This is a genomic window from Dactylosporangium sp. NPDC000521 (assembly GCF_042898305.1).
GTDB lineage: Bacteria > Actinomycetota > Actinomycetes > Mycobacteriales > Micromonosporaceae > Dactylosporangium.
This window is the reverse complement of record NZ_JBIAYW010000006.1, coordinates 365,417-378,557: the sequence shown is the minus strand read 5'-3', so window position 1 is coordinate 378,557 and position 13,141 is coordinate 365,417. Positions and strand designations below refer to the sequence as shown.

9 protein-coding genes are annotated in these 13,141 nt (G+C 73.5%); 7 read left to right on the top strand and 2 right to left on the bottom strand.

Annotated elements, in window-relative coordinates; all coding sequences use genetic code 11:
• Positions 1-17 precede the first annotated feature (17 nt).
• Entirely contained in the window at positions 18-1,655 is a 1,638-nt protein-coding gene (locus ACFY3L_RS22160) for an FAD-dependent oxidoreductase (protein WP_389326912.1), read from the bottom strand.
• Entirely contained in the window at positions 1,652-2,182 is a 531-nt protein-coding gene (locus ACFY3L_RS22155; protein WP_389327365.1) for a DUF5987 family protein, read from the bottom strand. The genes ACFY3L_RS22160 and ACFY3L_RS22155 overlap by 4 nt, the downstream gene beginning before the upstream one ends.
• A gap of 306 nt (positions 2,183-2,488) precedes the next feature.
• Here ACFY3L_RS22155 and ACFY3L_RS22150 point away from each other — a divergent pair, with 306 nt between their 5' ends.
• The 7 genes from ACFY3L_RS22150 (at position 2,489) to ACFY3L_RS22120 (ending at position 13,135) form a co-directional block, all read left to right on the top strand.
• The gene (locus tag ACFY3L_RS22150) at positions 2,489-3,610 is read left to right on the top strand and encodes a carboxymuconolactone decarboxylase (protein WP_389326909.1); all 1,122 of its coding nucleotides are present in this window, start codon (positions 2,489-2,491) and stop codon (positions 3,608-3,610) included.
• On the top strand, positions 3,568-4,134 hold the full coding sequence (locus ACFY3L_RS22145; protein WP_389326906.1) for a hypothetical protein: 567 nt from the start codon (positions 3,568-3,570) through the stop codon (positions 4,132-4,134). The genes ACFY3L_RS22150 and ACFY3L_RS22145 overlap by 43 nt, the downstream gene beginning before the upstream one ends.
• 2 nt (positions 4,135-4,136) lie before the next feature.
• Positions 4,137-4,715: a copper resistance protein CopC gene (locus ACFY3L_RS22140; RefSeq protein ID WP_389326903.1), complete on the top strand. Its 579-nt coding sequence runs from the start codon at positions 4,137-4,139 to the stop codon at positions 4,713-4,715.
• A 54-nt stretch (positions 4,716-4,769) separates the two neighbouring features.
• Positions 4,770-5,765 (top strand): DUF1702 family protein, encoded by a 996-nt coding sequence (locus ACFY3L_RS22135; protein ID WP_389326900.1) that lies wholly within the window; start codon positions 4,770-4,772, stop codon positions 5,763-5,765.
• A 111-nt stretch (positions 5,766-5,876) separates the two neighbouring features.
• A complete protein-coding gene (locus ACFY3L_RS22130) occupies positions 5,877-6,848 on the top strand; it encodes a DUF1702 family protein (RefSeq protein ID WP_389326897.1) in 972 nt (323 codons plus the stop codon).
• A 6-nt stretch (positions 6,849-6,854) separates the two neighbouring features.
• Positions 6,855-12,698: an SDR family NAD(P)-dependent oxidoreductase gene (locus tag ACFY3L_RS22125; RefSeq protein ID WP_389326894.1), complete on the top strand. Its 5,844-nt coding sequence runs from the start codon at positions 6,855-6,857 to the stop codon at positions 12,696-12,698.
• Positions 12,698-13,135 carry an acyl-CoA thioesterase gene (locus tag ACFY3L_RS22120; protein WP_389326890.1) on the top strand — a complete coding sequence of 146 codons (438 nt, stop codon included), beginning with the start codon at positions 12,698-12,700 and terminating at the stop codon, positions 13,133-13,135. The genes ACFY3L_RS22125 and ACFY3L_RS22120 overlap by 1 nt, the downstream gene beginning before the upstream one ends.
• Positions 13,136-13,141: the final 6 nt, after the last annotated feature.

Sequence of the window (13,141 nt, the reverse complement as noted above, 5' to 3'; positions counted from 1 at the left end):
GCTCCGACGGCAAGAGCTCAGGACCGGTTGAGCGCGGGGCGCCGGGCGGCGGACTGGCCGGTCGGCGACGGTGCTCCGTAGGTGACGGCGACGCCGCGGGCCTGCAGCGCCTTGACGATGCCGGGCACCGCGCGCTCGGCGAGGGCCGAGATGGTCAGCGCCGGGTTGACGGTGAGGGCGCCGGGGACCGCGGAGCCGTCGGTCACGAAGATGCCGGGGTGGCCGCGCAGCTCGTGGGTGTCGTCGAGGGCGGAGGTCGCCGGGTCGTCGCCGATGCGGCACGACGCGAGCGGGTGGACGGTGTAGGCGCCGATGAGGTCGTTGGTCCACGGCGTCACCTGCGCCAGCCCGTCGCGCTCCAGGATGTCCTTGACGTCGGCGTCGGACAGGTCCCAGCCGCGCCAGGTGTTCTTCGTCGGCTTGTACGACAGCGGGCCGTGGCCGAGCATCTGCTGCGACATCCGGTGGGCGTTGCCGGTCTCCGGCGGCGGGCCGAACACGCCCTCGTTGTCGTCCTCCGACATCGTGAAGATGGTCAGCCACGACTTCCAGGTCCGCAGCATCTCCTTCTTCTCCACGCCGAACCAGCTGGCCGCGGACGGGTCCTTGACCTGCGCCAGGATCGTGCCGAGGCCGGGCGGGAAGTACAGCTGCTCCAGCGAGTAGCGCTCGTACTCCGGCAGCGAGCCGTCGAGCTTGTCCCAGCTGGCGACGGTGGGGCCGCGGCCGATCTGGTACGCCTCGTAGGGCACCCCGTCGCCGCGGTCCAGGCCGAGCACGTCACGGACCCGGTCCTCGTTGAAGACCGCGGTGTTGAGCCGTTCGCCGTTGCCGGAGAAGTAGCGCCCGACCGCGTGCGGCATGGTGCCCAGGTCGGCCTCGGAGCGCTGCAGGATGACCGGGGTGGCGCCGGAGCCGGCGGCGACGATGACGATCTTCGCGTCGATCGCGCCCTCCTCGTGCAGGATCCGGTAGTCCTCGTCGTCGACGACGCGGTAGTGCACCCGGTAGGAGCCGTCGTCGTGCCGGGTCAGCCGCTGCACCTCGTGCAGCGGGCGGATCTCCGCACCGTGCGCGAGCGCGGCCGGCAGGTAGTTGAGCAGCAGGGAGCGTTTCGCGTCGAAGCGGCAGCCGGCCATCATCCAGTTGCAGTTGGTGCACTTGCCGACGTCGACGGCGGACGGCGACGGGTTGGCGGTGCGCCCGGCGTGCGCGCACGCGGCGGCGAACAGGCCGCCGGCGTAGGGGATCTGCTCCCACCGCTGCGGGGTGATCGGCAGGGCCTCGCTGACCACGTCGTACCACGGGTCGAGGGTGTCGCGGGTGATCGAGGCGGGCCACATCCGGCGGCCGATGCTGCCGTGGCGCTCGAAGACGAACCGCGGCGCGCGGGGCATCGTGGCGAAGTAGACGACGCTGCCACCGCCGACGCAGTTGCCGCCGAGGATGCTCATCCCGTCGCCGACGACGAAGTCGAACGCCCGCGTGTAGGACGAGCCGAGCTTGAAGTCGTGGTCGAACTCGCCGGCCTCCAGCCACGGGCCGCGCTCCAGCACGACCACCTTCGCGCCGCCGGCGGCGAGGTGGTAGGCGGTGATCGCGCCGCCGAAGCCGCTGCCGATCACCAGGACGTCGGTCGATTCCACGTACGTCATGCCGGGCTCCCGGTCGGGGTCGTGTTCGGGTGGATGGGGGCCAGCTGGCGGCCGTAGGAGAACCGCGGGAACCGCCACAGTCCGTCGGCGTCCGGCGCCGCGTAGCCGATCGCGAGCAGGCCGGGGTGGCCGGCCGCCAGCGCGTCGGTGGTGTTGAGGTGCGCGGCGCTGTCGTAGGCCATGTTGCTGAACAGCGCCAGCCCGACCCAGATCTGCTTCTCTGGGTGGCCGGGGTCGGTGAGCCGCCGCACGAGCGCGGTGCGGTGCTCGAAGTCCAGCGCCACGAACGGCGGGACGTCGTCGTCGAGGGTCAGGTCGTGTTCGGCGGCGTACTCGGTGGCGTGCATGTCGAGCAGGAAGGCGAACGTGCCGAGCTGCTCGGCGAGCCCGCCGGCGGACCACGTCAGCAGCTCCAGCGCGCCGGCGGCGACCGCGCCGCCGCCGGGCGCCGCACCCGCGCACACCCGGTCGCCGGGGTGCCGCTGCTCCCCGGGGATGATGGTGTCCGCGTACGCCTCGATGGTCATCGCCTGGAGCGGCTCGATGTCCACATCGGACACACTTGCGACAGTGGTGTCGGATTGCACGGCAACTCCTGACATAAGGCGAGAAGAGTTAGCGGCATCCTGCCCGCCCACATCACGGAAATGCATCTCCGGCCGTGCTGCGGAATTGACTGTTCTTCAATCATGCGCTGTTTGTGTCATGTCGATGTTCGGCTATGTCCAGCGGCATTGTCGCGTCGCTAGTGTGGCCCAGCAGCGGGTGCTGCGGGCAGTGCAGCCCGAAGATGACGGGAGGCGGCTGTGGTCATCAGTCGGGTGGCTTCCTCGGTGATCCAGCGACAGGTCAGGTACGTGACGCCGGTGTCGTTACCGGCGGCCTCCGGTGTGGTGGCGCAGGTCTACGCACAGGTCGCCGACGAGATGCGGCTCGTGGTCCCGCCGGCGCAGCTGCACTCGCCGTCGCCGGACCTGCTCGCCGCCTACTGGATGCTCACCCGCGAGCCGCTCGCCGGGCCAACGGTCGGCCGCGACGCGAAGGAGGCGGTCGCCGCCGCCGTCGCGGTCGCCAACATCTGCCCCTACTGCGTGGAGATGCACAGCGTCGGCATGTACGACCTGACCGGCGAGCACGACGCGGAGGCGGTCGCCGGCGACCGGGTCGAGGCGATGCGCGACCCCGAGCTGCGCGCGGTGACCGCGTGGGCCCGCACCGGGCACCAGCTCGACGGCGCCGCGCCGGAGCCGGCGGGGCTGAGCGCCACCGAACGCGCCGAGCTGCTCGGCGTCGTCGTGGCCTTCCACTACGTGAGCCGCATGGTGAACGTGTTCCTCTCCAACTTCCTGCTGCCGCCGGGCCTCGGGCCCAGGTCGCGGCGGCGGATGAAGCAGGGCATCAGCCGGCTGCTGCGCCCGACTCTGCGCACGCCGCGCGAGGCCGGCCGGTCCGTCGGGCTGCTCGCCCCCGCGCCGATGCCGGTCGACGCGGCCTGGGCCGGCGCCAACCGGGACATCGCCGCCGCGATCGCCCGCTCCTACCAGGCGTTCGAGTTCGCCGGCGCCCGGTCCCTGCCCCTTTCGGTGCGCCGGCTGGTCCTGGACCAGCTGGACGCGTGGCGCGGCGACGACACCGGCCTGAGCACGCAGTGGTGCGAGGACCTGATCGCCGACCTGCCGCCGCACGAGCGGCCCGCCGGCCGGCTGGCGCTGCTGACGGCGCTGTCGTCCTACCAGGTCGACGAGGGCACGGTCGCCGAGTTCCGCCGGGTCGAGCCCGCCGACGCCGCGCTCGTGGACGCCGTCGCGTGGTCCGCCTTCGCCGCGTCGCGGCTGATCGGCAACCGGATGGCGGCGGCCCGCACCGCGGCGCCGTCGTTTGTGAGCACCACCGGCAGAGTAGAGGAGTCGAAGTGGCGAGAGTCGAGCTGGCGGGGGGACGGCAGGGCGGCCTGAACGGCCGTTTCCACCGCATCGGGTTGAACCTGTTCATGGTGGTGGTCCTGGCGCACTGGGCCGAGCACCTGGCGCAGGCGTACCAGATCTGGGTGCTGCACTGGCCGCTGAAGGAGTCGCGCGGCGTGCTGGGGCTGGCCTACCCGTGGCTGGTGAAGAGCGAATGGCTGCACTACGGCTACGCGCTGGTGATGCTGGTGGCGCTGTTCGCGCTGCGGGCGGCGTTCACCGGCCGGGCCCGGGCCTGGTGGACGATCGCCCTCGCGATCCAGTTCTGGCACCACATCGAGCACCTGCTGCTGTTCCTGCAGGCGCAGACCGGGCACTTCCTGTTCGGCAAGGCGGTGCCCACGAGCGTCCTGCAGACGGTGTTCCCGCGGGTGGAGCTGCACCTGTTCTACAACACCATCGTCTTCCTGCCGATGGTGGTCGCGGTCATCCTGCACCTGCGCCCGAACCGTGCGGAGGCGCAGGCGGCGCCGTGCAACTGCGCCAGGCCGCTGGTCGCGGCCGGCGCCGTATGACCGTGACGACGTCGAGGGGGGCCCGCGCCCGCGGGCTCCGCTCGGCCCTGCGCTCCCCGGTCGCCTGGCTGGTCGGGGCGGTCGCCGCCGCGGTCCTGGCCTTCGCGCTGCTGGCGGAGCCGGCGCCGGCTCGGCTGTCCACGATGGACCCCGCCGACGGCGCGACCGTGACCACCGCACCGACCGCGGTGACCGCGACCTTCACCGGTGAGCTCGCGGCGTACGACTACCACCTGGCCGTCGCCACCGAGGGCGGCGTTCCGGTGACCACCGGCCCCGTCCGGCTGGACGGGGGCACCCTCACCGTGCCCGTCGCGCTGACCGGCGGCACGTACCTCGTCGCGTACCACGTCCGGCTGGCCGGCGGTGCGGAACTGTCGGCGGTGACCCGCTTCGGCGTGGGTGTGACCGCCGCGCCGGTCGGCGGGGGTGACCCGGGCGCCGACGTGGCCGCCGCCGGGCACCAGCACGTCAGCGACGACCCGATGAACATGGCGCTGCTCGTCGTCGACGCGGTGCTGCTCGTCGCGCTCGCGTACGCGGTGCTGCGGCGCCAGGGACGCCGGCTGCGACGTCCCTGAGGCCCGAGGCGCCCGCCTCCGGCCGGACCGATCCAGGTTTGAGGAGGCACGACCATGCCGAGCACACTCGGTTCCCTGCGGCGCCTGGTGCTGACGCCGTCGTTCAAGGAAGTCTCCTTCGCGCAGCGGGGGTTCCCGGTCGAGCCGACCGAGGTGACCCGCCGGCTCGAGGCGATCCCGCAGGCGGTCCTCGTCGGCTTCGAGTGGGGCATCGACACCAGGACGCAGGCGGAGCTGGTCCAGCGGCTGGAGCTGGTGGAGCCGGAGATGCGCGGCTTCGCCTACGAGGGCGCGACGATGGCGGTCACGGTGCTCGACGCGATGGCCGGCGGCCGCGGCCACCGGGCCCGTGACCTGCTGTCCGGGCCGGCGGTGCCGCACACGTTTCTCACCTACATCGGCATCGGGTTCGCCATGGCCCGGCTGCCGCGCCCGCTGTGGAAGAAGATCCTGCCGGACCTCACCGGCACCCCGTACTACCCGACGATGAGCTGGCTCGCCGTCGACGGCTACGGCTTCGACCGCGCCTACTTCCAGACCGCGCGGTGGGTGGACCGGCAGGAGCGCCTGGCGCCGTACCCGTGGCAGGGCCGCGCCGACTACTTCCAGCGGGCCTGCGACCAGGGCATCGGCCGGGCGCTGTGGTTCATCCACGGCGGGCAGGTGCCCGGTGTCGCGGCCGCGGTGGGCCGCTTCGCCGCCGACCGGCAGGCCGACCTGTGGAGCGGCGTCGGGCTGGCGGCGACGTTCGCCGGCGGCAGCGACGCGGCCGGGCTCGCCGCGCTGCGCCGCGAGTCGGGGGAGCACTGGACCCACGTCGCGCAGGGCTCGGTCTTCGCGGCCAAGGCCCGCGTCTTCTCCGGCTTCGAGCCCGGGCACACCGCGGTGGCGGTGGCGGCGCTGACCGACCTGAGCGTCGCCCGGGCCGCCCAGCTCGCCGACGAAGTGGCCGTCGAGCCCTCCACCGGGTCCACCGGTGAGCTGGACTACGAGACGTGGCGCCGCAGGATCCGGGCGGCCGTCGCAGTGCCGGCCGCGTCCGTGCGGTAGGAACCGGCACTCGCCGAGTTTGGCGGAATGCAACGGTCGCAATGGCGGAGATGACGTCACCCATATAGGCAGACGACAATTTGTGAAACGTTCTGTCTGGGGGAACCCGAAATGACGATGTTTCAATCTCTCCGCCGGCGCGTCCTGACGCCGAACGTCTCGGAAACCAAAATGGATGTCCGGGGCTTTCACGTGAAGAACGCCGAGGCACGCGACCGGCTGGAGAACGTCGGCCGTCAGTTCCTCGCCGGGTACGCGATCGCCGCCGAGGTCGGGCACCCGGCCGAGGCGGACGCGCGGCTCGCCGACATCCCGCACGCCTACCGCGGCTTCGCCTACGAGGGCGCGGCCATGGCCTTCGCCGTCCGCGACGGGCTGCCCGTCGGCGGCCGCCGGCACGTCGAGGACTTCCTCGCCGGCCCCGCCGACGACCACATCTACATGGTGTACGTCGGCGTGGGCTGGGCGATGGCCCGGATCCCGAAGTTCCGCTGGAACACGCTGCACGCGCCGGATCCGCTGCTGCGCTGGCTGGTGCTGGACGGCTACGGCTTCCACCAGGCCTACTTCAAGACCCAGCGCTACGTGCACGAGTGCTACCAGGACGAGTCGTTCCCGTGGCCGGCGGACGGGCCGTCCTGGTATGCCGCCCGCGCCACCGACCAGGGGGTCGGGCGGGCCACCTGGTTCGTGTGCGGCACCGACCCGCGGCGCGTCGTCGCCGCGTTCGACAAGTTCGACGAGCGCCGCCGCGCCGACCTGTACGCCGGCGCGGGCCTGGCCGCCACCTACGCCGGCGGGGCCGACGAGGCCGAGCTGACCTGGTTCCGCGACGCCGCCGGGCCGTACGCCGGGGACGTGGCACAGGGCTCGGCGTTCGCGGCCGGCGCCCGGGTCCGTGCCGGGCTGGTCGTGGCCCACAACGAGATCGCGACCCGGGTGTTCTGCGAGCAGTCCACCGCCGCCGCGGCCAAGGTGACCGACGAGGCGCTCATCGGGCTGCCCTTCGACGACGAGATCCCCGCCTACGAGATCTGGCGGCAGCGCATCAAGCACGCGCTCGTGCCGGCCACGGAAAGGTGACCTGACATGACCAACATCGCCGTGGTGGGCATGGCGTGCCGATACCCGGACGCCACGTCCCCCCGGGAGCTGTGGGAGAACGCGCTCGCGGGGCGCCGCGCGTTCCGCCAGCTGCCCGACGAACGGATGCGGCTGGACGACTACTTCGACGCCGACCCCAAGGCCAGGGACCGCTTCTACGCCCGGCTCGCCGCCGTCATCGACGGCTACGAGTTCGACCGGATCGCGTACAAGATCGCCGGCAGCACGTACCGCGCGACCGACCTCACCCACTGGCTCGCCCTGGACATCGCCGCGCTCGCGCTCGCCGACGCCGGCTTCCCGATGGCGGAGGGCCTGCCGCGCGAGCGCACCGCGGTCGTCGTCGGCAACAGCCTCACCGGCGAGTTCGCCCGCGCCAACCAGATGCGGCTGCGCTGGCCGTACGTGAGCCGCATGGTGACCGCCGCGCTCAAGGCCCAGGACTGGGACGACGACCAGCTGCAGAGCTTCCTGGCGGACTTCGAGGACGCGTACAAGTCGCCGTTCCCGGAGATCGACGAGGACACCCTCGCCGGCGCGCTGTCCAACACGATCGCCGGGCGGATCTGCAACCACTTCGACCTCAAGGGCGGCGGGTACACCGTCGACGGCGCCTGCTCGTCGTCGCTGCTGTCCGTCGCGACCGCGTGCAAGGCGCTCATCGACGGCGAGGCCGACGTCGCCGTCGCCGGCGGTGTCGACCTGTCCATCGACCCGTTCGAGATCATCGGGTTCGCCAAGACGGGCGCGCTCGCCACCGGCGAGATGCGCGTCTACGACCGCGGCTCCAACGGCTTCTGGCCCGGCGAGGGCTGCGGCATGGTCGTGCTCATGCGCGAGCCCGAGGCGGTCGCCGCCGGGCACCGCATCTACGCGTCCATCGCCGGCTGGGGCATCTCCTCCGACGGCAAGGGCGGCATGACCCGGCCGGAGGCCAGCGGCTACAAGCTGGCCCTGCGCCGCGCCTACGAGCGGGCCGGCTTCGGCATCGAGACCGTCGCGCTCTTCGAGGGGCACGGCACCGGCACGAAGGTCGGCGACGCCACCGAGCTCACCGCCCTGTCGGAGGCCCGCCGCGAGGCGGACCCGGACAGCGCGCCGGCCGCGATCAGCTCGATCAAGGGGATGATCGGCCACACGAAGGCCGCCGCCGGCGTCGCCGGGCTCATCAAGGCGTCCCTGGCGGCGTACCACCAGGTGCTGCCCCCGGCGATCGGTACCCGCGACCCGCACGAGGTGCTCACCGGCGACGCGCCCGCCCTGCGGGTGCTGCGCAAGGCCGAGCCGTGGCCGCGGGAGACGCCGGTGCGCGTCGGCGTCACCGCCATGGGCTTCGGCGGGATCAACACCCACATCGTGCTGGAGAACACCGCGCCGCGCCGGCGGGTGCCGCTGGACAGCCGCACCAAGGCGCTCGCGTCCTCGCTGCAGGACGTCGAGCTGCTGCTGGCCGACGCGGGCTCCGCGCAGGAGCTGCGGGAGAAGCTCGACGAGCTCGTGCACTTCGTGCCGAAGCTCTCCTACGCGCAGCTGTCGGACCTGTCCGCCACGCTGCACAACGGGCTGCGGGACCTGCCGTACCGCGCCGCCGTCATCGCCTCCTCGCCCGACAACGCCGTGCAGGGCCTGCGCCGGCTGTGCGAGATCCTCGACGCCGGGGAGACCACCCACTTCGCCGCCGACGGCCGCTGCTTCCTCGGCCACGCCAGCGGGCCCGGCAAGGTCGGGTTCCTGTTCCCCGGCCAGGGCTCCGGTCGCGGCGTCTCCGGCGGGGCGCTGCGCCGCCGGTTCGCCGAGGCGGAGGAGGTGTACGTCGACGCGGCGCTGCCGGTCGGCGGCGACGTCGTCGCCACCGAGGTGGCCCAGCCGCGCATCGTCACCGGCGCGATGGCCGGCCTGCGGGTCATGTCGACGCTGGGCATCGAGGCGACCGTCGCCGTCGGGCACAGCCTCGGCGAGCTCGCCGCGCTGCAGTGGGCCGGCGTGATGGACGAGGCCGCGCTGCTGCGCGTCGCCGCCCTGCGCGGGCGCACCATGTCGCAGCACAGCGCGTCGGGCACGATGGCCGGCATCGCGGCCGGCCCCGAGGTCGTCGAGACGCTCGTCGCCGGGCTGCCGGTCGTCATCGCCGGGTACAACGGACCGAACCAGACCGTCGTGGCCGGGCCGGTCGACGCGGTGCACACCGTGTGCGAGCGGGCCGCGGCCGCGGCCGTGCAGTGGTCCCGGCTGCACGTGTCGCACGCCTTCCACTCGCCGCTGGTCGCCCCGGCCGCGGCGGCGTTCGGTGCCGCCCTGGCCGAGGAGGACTTCGCCCCGGTCGGCCGGCGGGTCGTCTCCACCGTCACCGGCGACGTGCTCACCCGCGACACCGACATCGCCACGCTGCTGCACCGCCAGATCACCGATCCGGTGCTGTTCAACCAGGCGGTCGAGCTGGCCGCCAAGGACATCGACCTGTTCATCGAGGTCGGCCCCGGCCGGGTGCTCAGCCACCTGGCGGCGTCGGTGACCGACGTGCCGACCGTGGCGCTGGACACCGACGACGAGTCCATCGCGGGCCTGCTGCGGGCCGTCGCGGCCGCCTACATCGTGGGCGCCGCGCCGGTCGACAGCGCGCTGTTCCACGGTCGGCTCCTCCGGCCGGTCGCGGTCGGCGCGACGTTCTCGTTCTTCGCCAGCCCCTGCGAGCAGGCGCCGACGGCGCCGGTGGTGCGCCGCAGGGCCGCCCTCACGGTGGTGCCGCAGCCGACGGCCGAGCCGGTCACGCCGGCCGGCGGCGACGTGCGGGCCCCCGGGGACCGGCCGGCGGAGTCCAGCGTCGAGCTGCTGCGGCGCTTCGCCGCCGAGCGGGCCGAGCTGCCGGTGGAGCTGGTCGGCACGGGCAGCCGCCTGCTGGACGACCTGCACCTGAGCTCGATCACCGTCGGCCAGGTGCTCAACCAGGTCGCCCAGCAGATGAACCTGCCGGTGGCGCAGCTGCCGACGAACCTCGCCACCGCGACCATCGAGGAGCTCGCGGAGGCGCTCGACACGCTCGCCGCGACCGCTCAGCACGGTGACGCCGCCGCGTCCGCGGCCACCCAGGTGGCCGGTGCGGCACCGTGGGCCCGGCCGTGGTCGCTGGACCTCGACGAGCTGCCGCTGCCGCCGCGCACCGCGCCGCAGGACGACGGCCACTGGCAGGTCTACGCCGACGCCGGCAACCCGCTCGCCGAGCCGCTGCGCCGCGAGCTGGAGCGCGCCGGGGTGGGCGCCGGGCTGCTGGTCTGCCTGCCCGAGCAGTGCACCGAGGAGCAGCTGCAGTTCGCGCTGCACGGCGCCAAGGCGGCGGTGACCGGCCGGGAGACGGGCAAGCGGTTCGTGCTCGTGCAGCACGGCCGCGGCGCGGCCGGCCTGGCCAAGACGGTCCGGCTGGAGGCGCCGCACCTCACCACCACGGTGGTGCACGTGCCGGCGGTCCCGGCCGCGGTCGGGTGGGTCGTCGCCGAGGTCGCCGCGACGAACGGCTTCGCGGAGGCGTACTACGACCTCGGCGGCGTGCGGCGGGTGCCGACGCTGCGGGCGATGCCGGTCGAGCCGGCCATCACGCACGTGCCCCTCGCCCGCACCGACGTGCTGCTCGTGACCGGCGGCGGCAAGGGCATCACCGCCGAGTGCGCCCTCGCCATGGCCAGCGACAGCGGGGCCGCGCTGGCGCTGCTCGGCCGCTCCGACCCGGCGCAGGACGCCGAGCTGTCGGCGAACCTGCGCCGCATGACCGAGCACGGCATCACCGTCCGGTATGCGCAGGCCGACGTCACCGACGCCGCCGCGGTCCGCCGGGCCGTCGCCGAGCTCACCGCGGAGCTGGGCCCGGTCACCGCCGTGCTGCACGGCGCCGGGCGCAACGAGCCCGCCTCGGTGACCAGCCTCGACATGGCCGCGTTCCGGCGCACGTTCGCCCCGAAGATCGACGGGCTGCGCGCCGTCCTCGACGCGGTCGACCCGTCCCGGCTGAAGCTGCTGGTGACGCTCGGCAGCATCATCGGCCGGGCCGGCCTGCGCGGCGAGGCGCACTACGCCACCGCCAACGAATGGCTCGCCGACCTCACCGTGCAGACCGGCCGGGACCACCCGAACTGCCGCAGCATCTGCATGGAGTGGTCGGTGTGGTCCGGCGTCGGCATGGGCGAGCGCCTGTCGGTGGTGGAGTCGCTGACCCGCGAGGGCGTCGTCCCCGTCACCCCCGACCAGGGCATCGCCATCCTGCGGCGGCTTCTCGCCGACCCGGAGGCCCCGTCGGTCGTCGTCATCAGCGGCCGTACGACGGGCATCGACACCGTCCGCTACGACAAGCCGGAGCTGCCGCTGCTGCGCTTCGTGGACCGCCCGCTGGTGCGCTACCACGGCGTCGAGCTCGTCTGCGAGACCGAGCTGAGCGCCGGCACCGACCTGTACCTCGCCGACCACCTCCTCGACGGCAACCTGCTCTTCCCGGCGGTGTTCGGCATGGAGGCGATGGCCCAGGTCGCGTCCGCCGTCACCGGCCACGAGGGCGTGCCCGTCATCGAGGACGCGCGGTTCCTGCGGCCGATCGTGGTGCCGCCGGACGGCAGCACGGTCATCCGGGTCGCCGCGGTGGTCACCGCCGACGACACCGTCGAGGTCGTCATCCGCAGCGCCGAGACCCAGTTCGCCGCCGAGCACTTCCGGGCGCGGCTGCGGCTGGACCGCGGCGAGGCCCCCGACGGCCCGCCCGTGCAGGCCGACACCCTGCCGGCGGTGCCGCTGGACCCGCGCACCGAGCTCTACGACGGGGTGCTCTTCCAGGGTGGCCGGTTCCAGCGGCTGCGCGCCTACCACCGGGTCGCGGCCCGCGACGTCGACGCCGACCTGGCCGCCGTCCCGGACACCCGGTGGTTCGCCGGGTACCTGCCGGACCGCCTGCTGCTCGGCGACCCCGGCGTGCGGGACGCGCTCATGCACGGCAACCAGGTCTGCGTCCCCGACGCGACCCTGCTGCCGGCGGGTGTGGAGCGCATCTACCCGGCGGGGGAGGGGCTCACGTCGGCGACCGGGCTGCGGTACTGCGCCACCGAGCGCAGCCACGACGGCGACCTGTACATCTACGACATCGCGCTGCGCGACGCCGCCGGCACCGTCGTCGAGCGGTGGGACGGCCTGCACCTGCGGGCCGTGCGCAAGCTGGACGGCCGGGGACCGTGGGTGGCGCCGCTGCTGGGCTCCTACCTGGAGCGCACCCTCGAGGACCTGGTCGGCACCAGGGTCGCGGTCGCGGTCGAGCCGGACGGTCCTGCGGGTGCGGCCGGCGGTGAGGACCACGTCGAGCAGCGGCGGGCCCGGACCGCGATCGCCGCCGGGCGGGCATTCGGCCGTGGCGTCGAGGTGCGGTACCGGCCCGACGGCAAGCCGGAGGTCGACGACCCGCGCACGGTCTCCGCGGCGCACGGCGCCGGGCTGACCCTGTGCACCGCCGCCCCCGGCGTGCTCGGCTGCGACCTCGAGACGGTCACCGCCCGCACGGCGCAGGAGTGGCAGGGCCTGCTCGGCCAGCACGCCGGGTTGGCGGAGCTCGCCGCCGGTCTGACCGGCGAGGACACCGACACCGCGGCGACGCGGGTGTGGGCGGCAGTGGAGTGTGTGCAGAAGGCGGGCCGCTCGACGCTCGGGCCGCTGAGCCTGCTGCCGTCGGCGCGGGCCGGCTGGGTCGTCTACTCGGCCGGGGACGCGTGCGTGGCGACCTTCGCCACCACCGTGCGCGGCGTCGGCTCGCCGGTCGTGTTCGCGGTCCTGACCGGGGCCGCGGACGCAGGAGGGAAGGCGTGATGGAGTCGTACTTCGAGTACCAGCACACGGTCGGGTTCGAGGAGACCAACCTCGTCGGCAACGTGTACTACGTGAACTACCTGCGCTGGCAGGGCCGCTGCCGGGAGCTGTTCCTCAAGACGAAGGCGCCCGAGGTGCTCGCGGACCTGCAGGACGACCTGAAGCTCTTCACGCTGCGGGTCGGCTGCGAGTTCTTCGCCGAGATCACCGCGTTCGACGAGCTGTCGATCCGGATGCGGCTGGTGGAGCTGGCGCAGACCCAGATCGAGTTCAGCTTCGACTACGTGCGCGTCGACTCCGGCGGCGAGCTGCTCGTCGCCCGGGGCGGCCAGCGGGTGGCCTGCATGCGCGGGCCGAACACCAGGACGGTGCCGGCTCGTGTGCCGGAGGCGCTCGCCCGGGCGCTGGAGCCATACACGTCGATGGCCCGGGTCTAGGGCCTG